The organism is Inquilinus sp. (genome assembly GCF_039594555.1).
Classification (GTDB): Bacteria; Pseudomonadota; Alphaproteobacteria; order DSM-16000; family Inquilinaceae; genus Inquilinus.
In genome coordinates this window covers 1-17107 of record NZ_JBCNNF010000118.1, presented here as the reverse complement: position 1 = coordinate 17107, position 17107 = coordinate 1, and the positions used below count along the sequence as shown (strand labels likewise).

General features: G+C 70.7%; 20 protein-coding genes. 8 read left to right on the top strand and 12 right to left on the bottom strand.

The features are described 5' to 3' along the window. Nucleotides 1-225, bottom strand: a 225-nt coding sequence (locus ABDW35_RS14700; RefSeq protein ID WP_343714625.1) for a hypothetical protein, incomplete at its 3' end; no start/stop codon positions are given. A 191-nt stretch (nt 226-416) separates the two neighbouring features. Here ABDW35_RS14700 and ABDW35_RS14695 point away from each other — a divergent pair. Further along, nucleotides 417-599 (top strand): YegP family protein, encoded by a 183-nt coding sequence (locus ABDW35_RS14695; RefSeq protein WP_343714624.1) that lies wholly within the window; start codon nt 417-419, stop codon nt 597-599. A 115-nt stretch (nt 600-714) separates the two neighbouring features. Here the strand turns inward: ABDW35_RS14695 and ABDW35_RS14690 are convergent, their stop codons facing one another. Continuing rightward, the gene (locus tag ABDW35_RS14690; RefSeq protein WP_343714623.1) at nt 715-1626 is read right to left on the bottom strand and encodes an MBL fold metallo-hydrolase; all 912 of its coding nucleotides are present in this window, start codon (nt 1624-1626) and stop codon (nt 715-717) included. Between the two features lie 204 nt (nt 1627-1830). Here ABDW35_RS14690 and ABDW35_RS14685 point away from each other — a divergent pair, with 204 nt between their 5' ends. Further along, nucleotides 1831-3786, top strand: coding sequence for a bifunctional 2',3'-cyclic-nucleotide 2'-phosphodiesterase/3'-nucleotidase (locus ABDW35_RS14685; protein WP_343714622.1), 1956 nt, complete (start codon nt 1831-1833; stop codon nt 3784-3786). Between the two features lie 10 nt (nt 3787-3796). On the opposite strand, the gene ABDW35_RS14680 is transcribed toward ABDW35_RS14685, so the two are convergent. The 6 genes from ABDW35_RS14680 to pbpC form a co-directional block, all read right to left on the bottom strand. Further along, a complete protein-coding gene (locus ABDW35_RS14680) occupies nt 3797-4093 on the bottom strand; it encodes a hypothetical protein (RefSeq protein ID WP_343714621.1) in 297 nt (98 codons plus the stop codon). Between the two features lie 37 nt (nt 4094-4130). Then, the gene (locus ABDW35_RS14675) at nt 4131-4403 is read right to left on the bottom strand and encodes a type II toxin-antitoxin system ParD family antitoxin (RefSeq protein ID WP_343714620.1); all 273 of its coding nucleotides are present in this window, start codon (nt 4401-4403) and stop codon (nt 4131-4133) included. Nucleotides 4404-4472: 69 nt separating this feature from the next. Then, nucleotides 4473-6002, bottom strand: coding sequence for a DHA2 family efflux MFS transporter permease subunit (locus tag ABDW35_RS14670; RefSeq protein WP_343714619.1), 1530 nt, complete (start codon nt 6000-6002; stop codon nt 4473-4475). Between the two features lies 1 nt (nt 6003). After that, on the bottom strand, nt 6004-7137 hold the full coding sequence (locus ABDW35_RS14665) for an HlyD family secretion protein (protein WP_343714618.1): 1134 nt from the start codon (nt 7135-7137) through the stop codon (nt 6004-6006). A 1-nt stretch (nt 7138) separates the two neighbouring features. Continuing rightward, nucleotides 7139-7615, bottom strand: a complete 477-nt coding sequence (locus tag ABDW35_RS14660; RefSeq protein WP_343714617.1) for a MarR family transcriptional regulator — start codon at nt 7613-7615, stop codon at nt 7139-7141. Nucleotides 7616-7747: 132 nt separating this feature from the next. Continuing rightward, the gene (gene pbpC / locus ABDW35_RS14655; protein ID WP_343714616.1) at nt 7748-9871 is read right to left on the bottom strand and encodes a penicillin-binding protein 1C; all 2124 of its coding nucleotides are present in this window, start codon (nt 9869-9871) and stop codon (nt 7748-7750) included. 166 nt (nt 9872-10037) lie between these two features. Here pbpC and ABDW35_RS14650 point away from each other — a divergent pair, with 166 nt between their 5' ends. Continuing rightward, on the top strand, nt 10038-11252 hold the full coding sequence (locus tag ABDW35_RS14650; RefSeq protein ID WP_343714615.1) for an alpha-D-ribose 1-methylphosphonate 5-triphosphate diphosphatase: 1215 nt from the start codon (nt 10038-10040) through the stop codon (nt 11250-11252). A 17-nt stretch (nt 11253-11269) separates the two neighbouring features. Here ABDW35_RS14650 and ABDW35_RS14645 read toward each other — a convergent pair whose 3' ends face one another. Genes ABDW35_RS14645 through ABDW35_RS14635 form a run of 3 tightly spaced genes read right to left on the bottom strand, consistent with a single transcriptional unit; the run spans nt 11270 to nt 13017 of the window. Further along, nucleotides 11270-11794 carry a cupin domain-containing protein gene (locus ABDW35_RS14645; RefSeq protein WP_343714614.1) on the bottom strand — a complete coding sequence of 175 codons (525 nt, stop codon included), beginning with the start codon at nt 11792-11794 and terminating at the stop codon, nt 11270-11272. A gap of 10 nt (nt 11795-11804) precedes the next feature. After that, a complete protein-coding gene (locus ABDW35_RS14640) occupies nt 11805-12536 on the bottom strand; it encodes an NAD(P)-dependent oxidoreductase (protein WP_343714613.1) in 732 nt (243 codons plus the stop codon). Between the two features lie 28 nt (nt 12537-12564). After that, on the bottom strand, nt 12565-13017 hold the full coding sequence (locus ABDW35_RS14635) for a GNAT family N-acetyltransferase (protein ID WP_343714612.1): 453 nt from the start codon (nt 13015-13017) through the stop codon (nt 12565-12567). 68 nt (nt 13018-13085) lie between these two features. Here ABDW35_RS14635 and ABDW35_RS14630 point away from each other — a divergent pair, with 68 nt between their 5' ends. Continuing rightward, nucleotides 13086-13565, top strand: a complete 480-nt coding sequence (locus ABDW35_RS14630; RefSeq protein WP_343714611.1) for a MarR family transcriptional regulator — start codon at nt 13086-13088, stop codon at nt 13563-13565. Here ABDW35_RS14630 and ABDW35_RS14625 read toward each other — a convergent pair. Beyond that, nucleotides 13562-14185: a hypothetical protein gene (locus tag ABDW35_RS14625; RefSeq protein ID WP_343714610.1), complete on the bottom strand. Its 624-nt coding sequence runs from the start codon at nt 14183-14185 to the stop codon at nt 13562-13564. The two genes, ABDW35_RS14630 and ABDW35_RS14625, sit on opposite strands and share 4 nt — an antisense overlap. 74 nt (nt 14186-14259) lie before the next feature. On the opposite strand from ABDW35_RS14625, the gene ABDW35_RS14620 reads away from it, so the two are divergent. The 4 genes from ABDW35_RS14620 to ABDW35_RS14605 all read left to right on the top strand — a co-directional run bounded on the left by ABDW35_RS14620 (nt 14260) and on the right by ABDW35_RS14605 (nt 17100). Continuing rightward, nucleotides 14260-14811 carry a TetR/AcrR family transcriptional regulator gene (locus ABDW35_RS14620; RefSeq protein WP_343714609.1) on the top strand — a complete coding sequence of 184 codons (552 nt, stop codon included), beginning with the start codon at nt 14260-14262 and terminating at the stop codon, nt 14809-14811. 41 nt (nt 14812-14852) lie between these two features. Continuing rightward, the gene (gene sugE / locus ABDW35_RS14615) at nt 14853-15173 is read left to right on the top strand and encodes a quaternary ammonium compound efflux SMR transporter SugE (RefSeq protein ID WP_343714608.1); all 321 of its coding nucleotides are present in this window, start codon (nt 14853-14855) and stop codon (nt 15171-15173) included. Nucleotides 15174-15305: 132 nt separating this feature from the next. Continuing rightward, nucleotides 15306-16352, top strand: a complete 1047-nt coding sequence (pseI, locus tag ABDW35_RS14610; protein ID WP_343714607.1) for a pseudaminic acid synthase — start codon at nt 15306-15308, stop codon at nt 16350-16352. Nucleotides 16353-16599: 247 nt separating this feature from the next. Beyond that, entirely contained in the window at nt 16600-17100 is a 501-nt protein-coding gene (locus ABDW35_RS14605) for a hypothetical protein (RefSeq protein ID WP_343714606.1), read from the top strand. Nucleotides 17101-17107: the final 7 nt, after the last annotated feature.

Sequence of the window (17107 nt, the reverse complement as noted above, 5' to 3'; positions counted from 1 at the left end):
CATATAGGCTGCGGCGTCGGCGAAGCGCTCTTCCAGCAGCGCGCCGCTGCAGTTCCGGTCGGTGAAGGTGATGCAGTTCCAGAACGGGAACAGGCTGTCGGCCCAGCGGATTGCCATGCCCGGCGGGTCCGCCACGTCACCGGTGCCGCGGTCGTGCACGACCCTCGACCAGGTGTCCGCAAGCTGCTGGACCGATTCGATGGCTTCCGGGGAAACACCGCCCATGACGCGCTCCGAGATGTCCGATGCCGCCACCTTCGGTCGGCGCGGTTACACCTCGGCTACGGATCGGGGGCAATGCGCTGCAGCCGTAACCGCCGCAGGACTTGCCGCCCTCAACAAAGCGGCTTGCGACTATTGGGATATCGCGGTCAAACTGCCGGGCGAATGTCTCAAACCCGGAGGGGAGACGATCCATGGCGCATAAGTTTGTCATCTACAAGGACAAGGCCGGCGAGTTCCGGGTACAGTTCAAGTACAACTCCGAGGTGATCTTCTCGACCGAAGGTTATTCCAGCAAGGCCTCGGCCAAGAACGCGATCGAGTCGATCAAGAAGAACGGTCCGACCGCGCCGACCGAGGACACCACCGAATCCTGACCGGCGCGCCGGGCGGGGCGGCCCACGCCCCGCCCGGCGCGGCAACGGCGATCGGACCCTAGATCGACCGGTCATCGAAATCCCCGCGGTCGTCCGGCCCCGACCCGACAGGCGGTCAGTAACCCCAGAGGCTCGGCACCCAGCGGTAGCCGCTGCCGACCGCCGCCACCCGGCAGACCGACGGGAACGGCAGATGGGTGCCCAGGATCGGCTCGCCGCTCGCCGCCAGCTCCCGCAGCAGCCGGCCGCGGACGCGGACCGCCTCCTCGGGGTCGTGCTCGAAGCCGTTGTGCCATTCGAGGTGGTCGAACCCGTGCGGCAGCACGGCGTCGCCGACGAAGGTCAGCCGGTCGCCGCCGGAGGCCAGGCGGACCATGCTGTGCCCGGGGGTGTGGCCGCCCGTGCGGGTGGCGACCACGCCCGGCGCCACCTCATGGTCCGTCTCGAAGGTCTGCAGCCTGCCGCCATACTGGTCCAGGAACCGCTTGGCGGCCGACCGGATCATGTCCGCCAGCGGCCCCGGCATGGCGGTGCGGGAGAAATCGGGCGCCTGCCAGAACTCGGCTTCGGCGGCCGATACGTGGATCCGCAGATCCGGACGCAGCTGGTCCTGCACCCCGTCGACGAGCAGCCCGCCGACATGGTCGAAATGCATATGGGTGAGAACCACGTCGGTCACGGAGGCGAGATCGATGCCCGCGGCCTCCAGCCGCGACGACCACCGCCCGGTGCGCGGGAAGTTCGGAGCCTCCATCCCCAGCCCGGAGTCGATCAGGATCGTCCGGCCGCCGCTGCGGACCACGACCTCGTTCAGCGCCCAATCCATCACCTCGGGCTGCAGCCTCTCGCGCAGCCAGGCCGAGCGGACGGCCGGGTCGGCATTGGTGGCCATCGCCTCGGCCGAGATCGAGATCACTCCGTCGCTGACCACCATGACGTCGATCTCGCCGACCCGCAGCGCATAGCGCGACGGAACCAGCTCGTCAGCCCCCGGCCGACCGGGGTGTAGGATGCTGTCCGGGCTCATCTCTGTCTCCTGCTGATCGCCTTGAACACGGCACCGGCGACGCTATGGCGGGGCGTGTTCGTGGTCGATTGGGTCGGGGGAGAGGACGAGCCATACTGGGGAATAGGTCGTGTCCTCCGTGGTGCGAGGCGTTGCCGCCCGCGGGCCTAGGAACTGTCACCGGCTTCGCTCTAGACTGCCGCGTCCCAGCTGCAGGAGCGCCGCATGCCTGACCGTCTGACCCGCCGCACCACCCTGAGGGCGGGCGTCGCCGCCGCCGCGATCGGCCTGGCCCCCGCCCCGTTGCGGGCCGCGGCGCCGAGGCTGAAGCTGCGGATCCTGGAGACGACGGACCTGCATGTCGCCGTCTTCCCTTACGACTACTACCGCGACAAGGGCGACGACACGATGGGCCTGGCCCGCACCGCGACGGTGCTGGCCGCCGCCCGGGCCGAGGCGGCCAATGTCCTGCTGTTCGACAATGGCGACGTGATCCAGGGCAATCCGATGGGCGACTACGTCGCCTATCAGCAGGGGCTGGACGGCGGCGCGGTGCACCCGATCGTCAAGGCCATGAACCTGCTGGCCTATGACTGCGGCACCATGGGCAACCACGAGTTCAACTACGGCCTCGACTATCTCGGCCGCGCGATGATGCAGGGGGCGAATTTCCCGCTGGTCTGCGCCAATCTGCTGAAGCCCGACGGCAGCCCGTACCTGGCGCCGTACAAGATCCTGGAGCGGACGCTGAAGGACGATCGCGGCGCCGCGGTGCCGGTAAAGATCGGCGTCATCGGCTTCGTGCCGCCGCAGATCATGCAGTGGGACCAGGGCCATCTCGCAGGCCATGTCACCACCACCGACATCGTCGACGCGGCGAAGAAATACGTGCCGGAGCTGCGAAAGGCCGGCGCCGAGCTGGTGGTGGCGCTGTGCCATTCCGGCATCGCCGGCGGCCCGCGCGAGGGCGGCGAGGAGAACGCCGCCCTGTTCCTGGCCGAGGTGCCGGGCATCGACGTGATCCTGACCGGCCACCAGCACCGGGTGTTCCCCGGCCCCGACTTCGCCGGCATCGACGGCGTGGATGCGGAGCGCGGTACGCTGCACGGCATCCCGGCGGTGATGGCCGGGTTCTGGGGCAGCCATCTCGGCATCATCGACCTGGAGCTGCAGCGCGACGGCGCGGCCTGGAAGGTCGCGGCCTTCAAGACCGAGGCCCGGCCGATCTACGAGCGCAAGGACCGCAAGGTGGTGCCTCTGGTCGAGTCGAAGGCCGAGGTGCTGGCGGCGGCGCAGCCGGAGCATGACGCCACCCTGGCCTATGTCCGCCAGCCGGTGGGCGAGATCACCGCCCCGATCACCAGCTACTTCGCCCTGGTGGCGGACGACCCGTCGGTGCAGATCGTCAGCCAGGCCCAGCTCTGGTACGCCGCCCCGCTGCTGGCCGGCACGCCGGCAGCCGGGCTGCCGCTCTTGTCGGCCGCGGCGCCGTTCAAGGCCGGCGGCCGCGGTGGGCCGGACTATTACACCAGCGTCCCGGCGGGGCCGATCGCGATCAAGAACGTCGCCGACCTGTACCTGTATCCGAACACGGTGCGGGCGGTGCGCGTCTCCGGCGCCATCGTGCGGGAATGGCTGGAGCGGTCGGCCGGCATCTTCAACCGGATCGACCCGGCGAAGGCGGAGGAGCAGGCGCTGATCGACCCGTCCTTCCCGTCCTACAATTTCGACGTGATCGACGGCGTGACCTACCGGATCGACCTCACACAGCCCTCGCGCTACGACGGCGACGGCAAGCTGGTGGCGCCGGACGCCCGCCGCATCGTCGACCTGTCGTTCGAGGGCAAGCCGATCGACGACAAGCAGGAGTTCGTGGTCGTCACCAACAACTACCGCGCCGGGGGCGGCGGCAGCTTCCCGGGGCTGGACGGCAAGAACATCGTCGTCGAGGCGCCGGACACCAACCGCGACGTGCTGGTGCGCTTCATCCACGAGCAGGGCAAGATCAACCCGACCGCCGACGGCAATTGGAGCTTCGTGCCGCTGCCGAAGACCGCGATCGTGACCTTCGCCAGCGCCCCGGCCGCGGCCCAGGCGGCAACGCCGCCCGGCCTGGGCATCGAGCCGATGGGCGACGCCGGCGACGGCTTCGCCAAGTACCGGCTGGTGTTCAACGGGTAGAGAGCAGTGTTCAGGGCTGGAGCCGATCCAGGATCTGCCGCCTGTGGTCGGCGCTCCCGAAAAAGGTGGCCAGGATCCTGACTTCCGACCTCGGCTCGTCGATCTCGAAGTAGAAGACGAAGCCCTTATCGGTCACGGTGCGGATGCCGGGCCGGAGGCGTGGATGCTCGGTGCCCCGATGCGGGTGGGTTTCGAAGGTCCGCATATAGGCGAGCGCGTCGCCGATCCGAGAAGCGGCGCGTTCGACCGCGTCCACCACGTCGTCTCCCAGATCCTGGTAGACCCGGACCAGATGGTCCTCGACCAAGTCAAGGTCCCGCGTGACGCCGGGCGCGCGGCGAACCCTATAGCGGCGCACGCGCCTTCCGTTTCCGCTGCAGCATCGCCCGGGTCTCCGCCTCGCCCTCATCCAGGTCCACAAAGGGTCCCGCCCGGCGCTGATCGATCAGCGCCCGGAGGGCCTGGAGCTCGGCGTCTTGCATCTCGTTGTCACGACGCAGCATGTCGAGGCCGCGCTGAAGCACGGCACTGAGGCTCGGATACTGGCCGCTGTCCACCAAGCCACGGGCATAGGCCTCCTGGTCATCGGTCAGCGAGATCGAGGTCTTGACGGTCATGAGTAGCCTCCTGCCGTCACTATACTACTCAGTAGTACCAGCTCCAAGGGTTGAGGCTTCTCCACGCCCTCAATCCGCATGCACCGACACCGCCGGCGCGCCGCCGCCGCCCTTCGGCTTGCGCAGCAGGATCAGCAGCGGGATCGCGGCGATCGCCAGCACCATCAGCAGCTTGAAATCGTCGATATAGGCGATCAGCGAGGCCTGCTGGTTCACCATCTGGTCGACCATGGCCCGGCCGGTCAGGGTGGCCGGCGACATCATGTCGGGCAGCTGCTGCACCGCCGGGCTGAAGGCGGTGACATGCTCGCCCAGCAGCTGGTGGTTGGTCTGGATGTTGCGGGTCAAAAGCGCGGTGACGATCGAGATGCCGATCGAGCTGCCGAGGTTGCGTGACACGCTGTAGATGCCCGCGCCCTCATCCAGGTACAGCCGCGGCAGGGTCGAGAAGGCCATGGTCGACAGCGGCACGAAGACGAGGCCCAGCCCCGCGCCCTGCACCAGCCCGTCGATCATGAACTCGGTCTGCGAGATGTCGAGGTTGTAGCCGCTCATCCGCCACAGCGAGCCGATGATCATCGCCAGCCCGGTCAGCAGCAGGATGCGGGTGTCGACCTTGCCGATCAGGCGGCCCACCACCATCATCGCCGCCATGGTGCCGATGCCGCGCGGGCCCATCACCAGGCCGGCGGTCACCACCGGATAGCCCAGCATGTTCTGCAGGAACGGCGTCGCCAGGGCCATGATCGAGTAGTAGAGCGACCCGACGATCGCCATCACCACCATGGCCACCACGAAGTTGCGGTCGGTGAACAGCGCCGGCCGCACGAAGGGCGCGTCCGCCGTCAGCAGGTGGATGACGAAGAGATAGAAGCCGAGCACCGCCAGCACCAGCTCGATGATGATCTCGAGCGAGTTGAACCAGTCCTGGTCCTGGCCGCGGTCGAGCATCATCTGCAGCGCGCCGATGCCGAGGCTGAGGAAGGCGAAGCCCAGCCAGTCGAAGCGCTTGGCCGCCTGCTTGCCGCTGTCCGACATGAAGATCCACATCCCGGCCAGCGCCAGGGCGCCGATCGGCACGTTGATGTAGAACACCCAGCGCCAGGAATAATGGTCGGTCAGCCAGCCGCCGAGCACGGGGCCGAGGATCGGGCCGACCATGACGCCGACGCCCCAGATCGCCATGGCCTGGCCGCGCCGCTCCGGCGGGTTGATGTCGATCACCGTGGCCTGGGACAGCGGCACCAGCGGCGCGCCGAACACGCCCTGCAGCAGCCGGAACCCCACGATCTCGGTGACGTTCTGGGCCAAGCCGCACAACACCGATGCGACGACGAAGCCGATCACCGAGATGATGAACAGGTTCTTGCGGCCGATCCGGCTGACCAGGGCACCGGTGACCGGCGTCATGATCGCCGCGGCGACGATGTAGGAGGTCAGGACCCAGTTGATCTGGTCCTGGTTGGCCCCGAGGTTGCCCTGCATGTAGGGCAGCGCGATGTTGGCGATGGTGGTGTCGAGCGCCTGCATGATGGTCGCCAGCATCACGCAGACCGTGATCATCCCCCGGTAGGGGACGGATTCGCCTGGGGCTGCCATGTCACTGCGCTCCGAACGCCGTGCCTCCGAGGAAGGGCAGGCCGCGGGCATGGCCGGTGTCGATCGCGACCTCGGTGCTCATGCCCGCGCGCAGCTGCGGCTTGCCGGCGGTGTCGACCAGGACGCGCACCGGGATGCGCTGGGTCACCTTCACCCAGTTGCCGCTGGAATTCTGCGGCGGCAGCAGCGAGAACTCGGCGCCGCTCGCCGGGCTGAGGCTGTCGACCTTGCCCTGCCAGGTGACGCCCGGATAGGTGTCGACCGTGACCTCGACCGGCTGGCCGGTCTTGACGTTGGTCAGGTCGGTCTCGTTCAGGTTAGCATCGATCCAGACCTTGTCGGAGCGGACGATCGCCAGCACCGGCGACCCGGCGGTGACATAGGCGCCGGGCAGCACCGCATCGGCCTTGGCCGCGATGCCGGGGAACGGCGCCTTGACCTGGGTGTGGTCGAGGTCGAGCTGCGCCTGGTCGCGCCGGGCCTGCGCCTGGCGGTAGGGCGGATAGTCGGCCAGCGCCAGGTCGGGGTTGCCGCCCAGCTTGGCCAGGGTCATGCCGATCTGCGACTGGGCGACGTCGACGGCGCTTTTGGCCATGTCGAGCGCCTGGCGGGCATCGTCGTGCTGCGACTGCGAGGCGTTGCCGTTCTTCGACAGCGCGGCGATCCGGTCGAAGTCCTTCTGGCGATAGTCCTGGGTGGTATGGGCCTGGTCCAGCGTCGCCTGCTGCTCCACCAGGTTGGCCTTGATGCCCTGGAAGTCAAAGGCGGCCTGGCGCATGTCGGCCTCCGCCTGCTCCAGCGCATAGCGCGGCGCCCGGTCGTCGATGTGGAACAGCACCTGGCCCGCTTGCACCGGCTGGTTGGTGGCGACGTCGATGGCGACCAGCCGGCCCGAGATCTCGGGCGCGATCGACACCGTGTCGGCATGGACATAGGCGTTGTCGGTGCCGGCGTAGCGCCCGCCCATGGCGTAGAGCACGGCGCCGACCACGGCCACGACCAGCGGCACGCCGCCCAGCAGCAGCAGGCGCAGGCCACGACGGCGCCGCTTCGGCGGCGGCACGATCGGCGCGGGGGTGCCGCTGGCCTGCTGCGGCGGGGATTTCAGGCTCGTGTCGTTGCTACCATCCGGCATGTCAGCACCGCTTGGCGGCATCGGCCGCCGGTTCGTCGGAATCGCAGGTCAGCTTGGTCTTCAGCAGTTGCAGGTCGCCGATCATCCGGACCATGACATCGGCCGGCAGCCGGGCGTTGTAGTCCTCCTGCCACTGCGCGATCAGGGCCTCGAGCTGGTCGACGATCGGCCGGGCGGACGGCAGCAGATGCAGCGAATGGGCGCGCCGGTCGTTCGGGTCCCGCCGGCGCTCGACCCAGCCCCGCTTCTCCATCCGGTCGATCAGTCCGGTGACGGTCATCTTCTCGACGTCCAGCAGCTCGGCCAGCCGCGCCTGGGTGACGCCGGGATTGCGGTCGAGCATGATCAGCACCCGGTATTGCGGCCGGGACAGGTCGAGGCCGGCCGCGCGCACCCGCTCCTCGAAGCGGCGGCGCAGCAGCTGGTCCAGATCCTTGATCAGCGTGTAGAGGCTGACGAGAGGCTTGATCTCGCTCATGGGGATTAAATGACCTGACTGTAAACTGCCTTACTATATGGTCCCTGACCGACGCAGGCAAATCCTGGACCCATGGGTCCAGCGCAGGGCAGCCGACAGGAATTCGCGCAGCAGAGCGGAAGCGTCAGGCGGTCAGCGCAACCAGACTCTGGCCGTCGCAGTGGCCCCCGTCGCGTCGATCACGGTGATCTGCGCCGCGCCGGGCCCGGGCGGCGTCCAGTCGGCGTCGCGCTTCAGCGGCGAGGACGGGATCGGCCGGCCGTCTACCATCCATAGGAACGGCCGGCGCCCGCCGGTGGCGACCAGGGACAGCGAGCCGAAGCGGTCGCCGTCCTGCGGCCGCTCCACCGCCGCGCCATCGGCCGGGAAGGCGATGACCAGCGGCTCCAGCCCCGCCAGCGACGGCAGCGGCGCCAGCGACACCGGGCCGGCGGCCAGCCGCTTCAGCCGCGGCGGCAGATCCTCCGCCCGCAGCACCGGGGTGCCGGACGGCGCCGGGCCGACCACGTCGCGGGTTGGCGGCGGCAGCAGGGCGAAGGCGCGGAACAGCAGCGGCGCCGCGGTGTTGCGACCGAAGCGGTCGGGGCTGGGCGACCCGTCCGGCCGGCCGACCCAGACACCGATCGTGTGCTCGGCATCGAAGCCGATCGCCCAGGCGTCGCGGAAGCCATAGGAGGTGCCGGTCTTGAAGGCGATGCGGCGGCCGTCGCGCATCAGCCCGGGATCGGCCATCGCCACCGGCGGCGGCGCCGAGGCCAGGATATCGGTGACGTACCAGGCGGCGGAGGGGTCGAGGATGCGCGGCCCGTCATTGCCAGAAGACGGGTCGCCGGCGCGCCAGACCAGGTCGGGCACGATGCCGCCGCGGGCGATGCCGGCATAGAGGCGGACGAGGTCGAGCAGCGTGGTCCCGCCGCCGCCCAGCGCCACCGCCAGGCTGGGCAGCACCGTCGGGTCGTCGAAGCGCAGCGGCGCGCCGGCCTGGCGCAGCCTTGCGGCGAAACGGGCCGGGCCGACATGGTCCAGCATCTGCACCGCCGGGATGTTCAGGGACCGCTGCAGCGCCTCGCGCACCGAGACCTCGCCGGAGAAGCCGGGGTCGAAATTGGTCGGCGCGTAGTCGCCGAAGCGCATCGGCAGGTCCAGCACCACCGTCTCCGGCAGGATGATGCGGTCCTCGAACCCCATGCCGTAGATGAAGGGCTTGAGCGCCGAGCCCGGCGAGCGCACGGCGCGGGCCAGGTCCATCTGGCCGTCGCGCCGCTCCTCGAAGAAGGTGCCGGAGCCGAGATAGCCGACCACCCGGCCGGTCGCGTTCTCCACCACCACCGCCGCCAGGTTGCTGCTGGCGTCGAGGCCGCGCAGCGACCGGTCGGCCAGCTCCTCCAGCCCCGCCTGCAGCCTTCCGTCGATGGTGCTGCGCAGCACCTCCTCCTGCCGGTTCCCGGCCAGCAGCCGCTCGGCCAGGTGCGGCGCCCGGAACGGCAGCGGCTGCCGGGTGGTCGGGGTCGGCTGCTCGGTCGCCTCGCGCGCCGCCTGCGGGTCCAGCGCCCCGGCGGCGGCGACGCGCATCAGCACCCGGTCGCGAGCCCAGCGCGCCGATTTCGGGAAGCGGTCGGGCCGCAGCCGGGTGGGCGATTGCGGCAGCGCCACCAGGAGCGCCGCCTCGCCCGGGGTCAGCAGCTTCGGCTCCTTGCCGAAATAGGCCAGGGAGGCGGCGCGGACGCCTTCGAGATTGCCGCCGAATGGGGCGAGCGTGAGGTAGATGCCGAGGATCTCGTCCTTGGAGTAGTGCATCTCCAGCTGCAGCGCCCGCGCCATCTCGATCAGCTTGGAGCCGAGGGTGCGCGGCCGCGGCTCCAGCAGGCGCACGGCCTGCATGGTCAGGGTCGAGGCGCCGGAGACGACGCCGCCATGCCGCACCATCTGGCCGAAGGCGCGGGCGGTGGACAGCGGGTCGACGCCGAGATGCTCGCGGAAGCGCTTGTCCTCATAGGCCTGCAGCAAGGCGAGGTAGAGCGGCGACACGTCGTCGACCGTCGCCTTCAGCCGCCAGGTGCCGTCCCGCGCGGTGAAGGCGCGCAGCAGCTGCCCGTCCTTGTCGAGGACGATGGTCGAGCGGTCGAGATAGCGGCCGAGCGCCGGCGGGTAGCGGGCGTCGAGCCAGAAGGCAGCGCCGACCACGAGCGCGGCGAGGACGACGAACGCCCCCGCCCCGATCGCCACCTTCCGCCAGATGCTCCGAGTCGCTGCCATGCCGCCAGTCTAGCGCAGCCGATGGCGGATTGATGGCCGGCATGCGCGCCCTGCGCCGCCGCGTTTCGGCCCGGACCGGGACGGCTGTAAGAAAGCTGCCATAATGAAGGGCTAAGTCTGGGCGCCCGCCATACGCCGCACCCAGGCCGACGTTTCCGAAGGCTCCATGATGAACGACCGACCGGCCGATATCGCCGCCCTACCCGCCCCGACCGCGGCGCCGGCGCCCGCCCTGACCATCACCGGCGCGCGGGTGCTGGTCGGCGGGCGCCTCGAGGAGGCGGTGGTCCGCATCGAATCCGGCCGCATCGCCGAGATCGCGGGGTCGGAAGGCCGCGGCGCCGACGCACGGATCGACGGCCGCGGCCGGCTGCTGCTGCCGGGCATCATCGACCTGCATGGCGACGCCTTCGAGCGCTCGCTGATGCCGCGGCCCGGCGTGCGGTTCCCGACCGCGCTGGCACTGGACGAAGCGGACCGGGTGATGGCCGGGTTCGGCATCACCACGGCGCTGCACGGCGTCACCTATTCCTGGGAGCCGGGCCTGCGAGGGCGCGAGACCTTCCTGGCGCTGGCGGAAGCGCTGCGCGGCCTGCGCGGCCGGCTGCGCTGCGACACCCACCTGCATCTGCGCTTCGAGGTGCACAACCATGACGGCCTGGCGGAGGTGGCGCCGCTGATCGCCGACGGCACCATCGGCGTGGTCGCCTTCAACGACCATCTGGCCGATATCGAGGAGGATCTGGCGAATCCGGAGAAGGCGGCCCGCTATCCCGGGCGCACCGGCCTGACAGTCGACGCGTTCCGTGCGCTGATGCGCCGGGTCGGCGAGCGCGCCGCGGAGCTGGACGCCACGGTCACCGCACTGGCCGGCATGGCCGCGGCGGCGGGCGTGCCGATGCTGAGCCATGACGATGCCGACCTCGCGACGCGGGCGCGCTACCGGGCGCTGGGCGCCCGCATCGCCGAATTCCCGCTGGCGCGCGCGGTCGCCGCCGACGCCCGAGCCCGGGGCGAGCATGTCGTCATGGGCGCACCCAACGTCCTGCGCGGCGGCAGCCACAAGGCCGGCAACCCGTCCGCCGCCGAGCTGGTCGGCGCCGGCCTGTGCAGCATCCTGACCTCGGATTACTACTACCCGGCGCCGCTGCATGCGGTCTTCCGCCTGGTCGGCGAAAGCGTGCTGCCGCTGGAGCGCGCCTGGGACCTGGTCGCCGCCAACCCGGCCGAAGCCCTCGGCCTTGCCGATCGCGGCCGGATCGAGATCGGCCGCCGGGCCGACCTGCTGCTGGTCGATCCCGGGCCGGACAGCGCCCCGCGGCCCGATGTTGTCGCCACCCTGGTCGAGGGACGCCGCGCCTTCCTGTCGATGGCGGGCTGACGCCAGGCCGCATCGGCCTATTTCTCCGGGATCACCAGCGGGCCGCAATTGTCGTCGGCGACGAAGACGGCGAGGATCTGCGCCGGCTCGGCGGCGCTGGCATTCTCGGCGAACATGTGCAGCGCCCCCGGCGGCTCGAACCAGCTGGTGCCGGGGCCGTAGACCTGCGGTGGACCGCCGGCCATCTGCGAGCGCACCGCACCCTTGATCACATAGGCGGTGACCGAGCCGGGATGGCGGTGCGCCGGGGTATAGGCACCCGGCGGGAAGTCGACCGTGACCGTGGTGATCGACTTTCCCGGCACGTTCGGCAGCGCCTCGCAGGACACCGGCTTGACCACCGAGGCCGGCCGGCTGGTCGGCGCGGCACCGGCCGCGGATTCGGCGTGGGCGTGACCGGGCATCACGGAGCTGGCCGGGGCCTCGGCGGGCGGGTTGCCGGACCGGGCGACCAGCAGCGCCCCGGCGGCAACCAGGACCGCGCCGCCGGCCACAAGCGCCATCAGCCGCGCCGGCAGCGGGCCGGGATGAAAGGCCGACATCGTCCCCTCCTTACCCGGGCAGCTTGAAGCCGGCGTCCCAGCCGAGCTCCCGCACCGCCTTCTCGACCAGGGCCGGGCCGCCGGGCTCCGCCACGTTGAAGATGCCGGGCCGGCCGCGATCGACCGCCAGCAGCGCCGCCTGCGCCGCCGCGTCGACATGCACCGCGCCCGGCGCCGGCGGCGCGCCCACGCCGGTGCCCGGGCCGTAGAGCTGGCCGTAGCGCAGCACCAGGCCTTGCAGCGGCGGGGTGTTCAGCACCTGGGTCTCGAGCGCCGCCACGCCGTCGATGCTGACCCGGCGCGGGCTGTCGGCCGACCGGTCGAGCGGGTGGTCCTCGGCATAGGGCGGCGTGCCGGGGGCGTAGACCCAGGCGATGCTCTGGGCGATCAGCCGGCGGACCCCGGCCTCCCGCGCCGCGGCGACCAGGTTGCGGGTGCCTTCGCTGCGTATGCGGGCGTTGCGCGGCACGCTCTCGGCCATGCGGGCGGGGTCGAGGCCGGGCGGCAGGTCGGTCAGCTGGTGGATCACCACCTGCGGCCGCGCTGCCGCCACGGCGTCGGACAGGGCCGCCGCATCGAACACGTCGACCACCACCGGCTCGGCGCCGAGCCGGTGCAGCGTGTCGGCCTTGGCCGGGTCGCGGGTGGTGCCGAACACCTCGTGCCCGGCGTCGCGCAGCAGCGGCACCAGGCGGCGACCGATAGCGCCACTGGCGCCGGCGAGGAAGATCCTGGACGTCATGATGTCCTCCTTGGGAGCGGAGCCCGCCTCACTCCAGCGGCAGGCCGAAGCGCAGCGCGGTCGCGAGCAGGCCGCAGCGGTAATAGAAGCGGTGGCCCAGCACATTGGTCAGCGGGGTGTCGAGCACCAGCCGGGCGCAGCCGAAGGCCTTGCCCTCCCCCGCCAGCCAGGCGATCAGCCGGGCGCCGTGGCCGCCGCCGCGCTCGGCCTCGTCGGTGACCAGGTCGTCGACATAGAGATGCGGGCCGTAGACCAGGTTCTCCTGCACCCGGAAGCCGGCCAGCGCCACCGGGCGATCGCCGCGCCACAGCGCGGCCAGCCGGTAGCCGGACGCGGCCTGCAGGCGCCAGCGCGCCACGAACTGCTCCGCCGAGACCAGATGCGGCCGCAGCTGGCGCATCACCGGCCAGCAGGCGGCGACGGCGGCCGCGTCCTCGACGGCGCGGAGATCCAGGGTGTCTGCCTCAGGCACGGCCGACATGGCGGTGGCCCTTTCCGGAGAGTCAGGATAATATCAGAGCACGAATAACATATAAGAGCACTGATATCATGGTCAAGCGGGATGGCGGTCCTGAGATTCCGCGGCCGGGCGAGGGCAAGCGGGGCGAGGCCGGGTATTTCGGCTATCTGCTGCGCCAGGCCGGCGGCGCGTACCGGCTGCGGATGGAGCGCGCCCTGGCCGACCTGGAGGTCACGCCGCCGCAATTCACGGCGCTGACCATGATCGCCGCCTATCCCGGGCTGTCGAGCGCCGACGTGGCGCGGCTGGCGGTGCTGACGCCGCAGACGGTCAGCGTCATCATCGCCAATCTGGAGCGCGCCGGGTCGGTGCGGCGCCGGCCGCACCCGGTGCATGGCCGCATCCTGACGCTGGAGATCACCGACAACGGCCAGACCCTGCTGGCCCGCTGCCGCGAGCGGGTGCTGGTGCTGGAGAAGCAGCTGGCAGCCGGACTGACGGCGGAGGAGGAGGCGGTGATCCGCCGCTGGCTCGCGGCGGTGGCGGCGGAGGGCGGCGAGCCGGACTAGGCGGCCGACGGATGCAGCTCGGGCCGGTAGCCGGCTGCGAGGACGGCGAGGCCGGGCAGCGGGGTCAGCAGGCCGACCTCGCCCGAGGGCATCGGCCGGCTCTCGCGATAGCCCGACGGACTCCAGCGACGCAGCCCGCCGCCCAAAACCAGCCAGGCGCCGCCGGGATCGCCGGGCAGGGTCACCATCGCCCCGTCCGGCAGCCCCGCTGCCGGGTGCGGCACCACCCGCTGACAGCGGGTGGCCGGGTCGATGCGGGCGGGATGCAGCACGGCATCCATCGCCTCGGCCCTCGGCGGGACCTCCAGGCCCTGCGCCGTCATCCAGGCGGCGCGCCAGGCGTTGTAGGCCTCGCGCCGACATTCGGCGCAGGGGCGGTGGCCGGCGGCGATCGCCACCGCCTCGTCCAGGAAGAACAGATGGGTCCAACGGTCCGGCTGCATCACCGGCCGCCAGCGACCCTTGAACGCCAGCCGGCAGCAGATCCAGCGCGTGGTCGACCAGGGCCGGCGGATCTGCCCCGCCGCGTCGTGGATCACGCCACGATTGCCCAGCATCGTGCCGCGGGCGGGGTCGGCGACGATCTCGCCGAAGGGCGTGACGCGGTTGCGATGGGCCATGCGCCATCATGGCATGGCGGCCATGTCCCGCCACCGCTTGCTGACTATACCGACCAGTCGGTACAGTAACCCTCATGAGCACGCTCGACACCAAGACCCGGATCCTGGCCGCCGCCGAGCAGGTGGTGCTGGAGTGCGGCGTCCCGGCCCTGACGCTGGACGCCGTCGCCGAGGCCGCCGGCCTGAGCAAGGGCGGGCTGATCTATCACTTCGAGAGCAAGGAGGCGCTGATCCGCGCCATGATCGCCCGGATCGGCGCCTGCATGCAGAAGCGGATGGACAAGCTGGCCGCCGCGGATGGCGGGCCGGGCGGCTGGACCCGCGCCTATCTCGGCGCCGCCTTCCCGCCGCCGGGCACGCCGGACGACCGGGACGCGATGCGCGAGGCCGCGCTGATCGCCGCCCTGGGCTACGACCCGGCGCTGCTGGCGCCCTATGCCGCGGAATATGCCGGCTGGGTCGACCGGCAGAAGGCGGATGGGATCGACCCGGTGCTGGCCGCCATCATCCGCCTGGCGGCGGACGGGCTGTGGCTGAACGAGGTGTTCGGCATCAGCGCCGTCGACCCGGCCGACCGGGCGGCGGTGCTGCAGCGCCTGGCCGGGATGACGCGGCCGGCCCCCTGACCTCAGATCCGCCTGACCTTCAATCCTGAGGAGTTGCTGTCATGGCTTGGGTGATCCTGATCATCGCCGGGCTGTTCGAGATCGGCTGGGCCGTCGGCCTGAAATACACCGAGGGCTTCTCGCGCCTGTGGCCGAGCGTGGCGACGGCGGCGGCGATGATCGTCAGCCTGCTGCTGCTGGGCCTGGCGCTGAAGGACCTGCCGATCGGCACCGCCTATGCGGTGTGGACCGGCGTCGGCGCGGTCGGCACCGCGATCCTCGGCATCTGGCTGTTCGGCGACCCGGCCAACGTCGCCCGCCTGGCCTGCATCGGCCTGATCGTGGCGGGGATCGTCGGGTTGAAGCTCGTCACGCCTCACTGACCACCCTCCCGTCATGGCGAGGCGCAGCGCCGTGGCCATGCAGGGCGGCGCTCACTGAGGAAGGACTGGAATTCCGCTGCGGCCTGGGCTCAACTGGCGCCGTTTCAGCCGCGCCATATCAGGGTTGCCCGCATGCACGAGATTTCCATCGCCGGCCGCAGCATCGGCCCCGACCACCCGCCCTATGTGATCTGCGAGCTGTCGGGCAACCACAATGGCGACCTGGCCCGGGCGCTGAAGATGATGGAGGCGGCGAAAAACACCGGCGCCGATGCGGTGAAGCTGCAGACTTACACCGCCGACACCATCACCCTGGACCATGACGGCGACCAGTTCCGGATCAAGGGCGGACTGTGGGACGGCCAGCGCCTGTACGACCTGTACCAGGAGGCGTCGACCCCCTGGGACTGGCACGAGGCGCTGTTCGCCAAGGGGCGGGAGCTCGGCATCACCGTCTTCTCCACCCCCTTCGACAAGACCGCGGTCGACCTGCTGGAGGGGCTGGGCGCCCCGGCCTACAAGGTCGCGTCCTTCGAGGTGGTGGACCTGCCGCTGGTCGAGTACATCGCCAGCAAGAAGAAGCCGATGATCATCTCCACCGGCCTCGCCAATCTCGGCGAGATCCAGGAGGTGATTGACACCGCGCGCCGGGGCGGCGCCGACGGGCTGGTGGTGCTGCACTGCATCAGCGCCTATCCGGCGCCGATGGAGGACGCCAATCTGCGCACCATCCCGAACCTGGCCGAGACCTTCGGCGTGATCAGCGGCCTGTCCGACCACACCATGGGCACCACCGCCTCGGTCGCCGCGGTGGCGCTGGGCGGGTCGGTGATCGAGAAGCACTTCACCCTGGCCCGCGCCGATGGCGGCCCGGATTCCGCCTTCTCGCTGGAGCCGGCGGAGTTCACCCGGCTGGTCGAGGACTGCAAGGGCGCCTGGGCGGCGCTGGGCCGGATCCGCTACGACCTCAAGGGGTCGGAGGCCGGCAACATCGTCTATCGCCGCTCGCTCTACGTCACCGCGGACGTCAAGGCCGGCGAGACGCTGACCGAGGCGAATGTGCGGTCGATCCGCCCCGGCTACGGCCTGGCGCCGAAGCACCTGCCCGAGGTGCTGGGCCGCCGCGCCACCCGCGACCTCGCGCGAGGCGAGCCCTTCGCCTGGGCGATGGTGGAGTGACGCCGACGGCGCCAACCATTCACCGTCATGGCGAGCCCCGAAGGGGCGTGGCCATCCAGGGGCCGGGACGAGCCGCCCTGGATGGCCACGGCGCTGCGCGCCTCGCCATGACGGTTTCAAGGAGCGATGGCCCTCCCCTGCCCGGCCGCGTTCCCTAAGTCGGACCTATTCATCGACGAGGGGTTTGCGTAACACTGCCGCGGCATCCCCGGCGACGGGGAGAGCCACAAGCAGGGCAGGGAAGCGCATGTCCGTCGTCGCGGTGCTCGATGTCGGCAAAACCAATCTGAAGCTGCTGGCGGTGACGCCGGAGGGCGCGGCGCTGGAGGCGGTGCGCACCCGCAACCTGTCGCGGCCGGGCCCTCCCTATCTGCAGGTCGACCTGGCGGCGGTGGAGGCCTGGCTGCTGGGCGCGCTCGGCGACCTGGCCCGGCGCCACCGCCTGGCCGCCTTCGTCGCCACCGGCTACGGCACCAGCGGCGTGCTGGTGGACGAAACCGGCCCAGTGCTGCCGATGATGGATTACGAGGCCGCGGCGCCGGGCTGGCTGGACGAGGCCTATGCCGCCGAAGGGCCGGGCTTCGCCGAGACCGGCTGCCTGGTCGACCCCGGCGCCCATCGCCTGGCCAAGCAGCTGCTGTGGCAGGAGCGCGACTTTCCCGACGGTTTCGCCCGCGCCCGGTGGCCCGGAAGCCTGTCCGGGCAGTTATTTTACGCCATATTCTTTCTTCATGTTCAGCCTCGTTAGCGGCGAA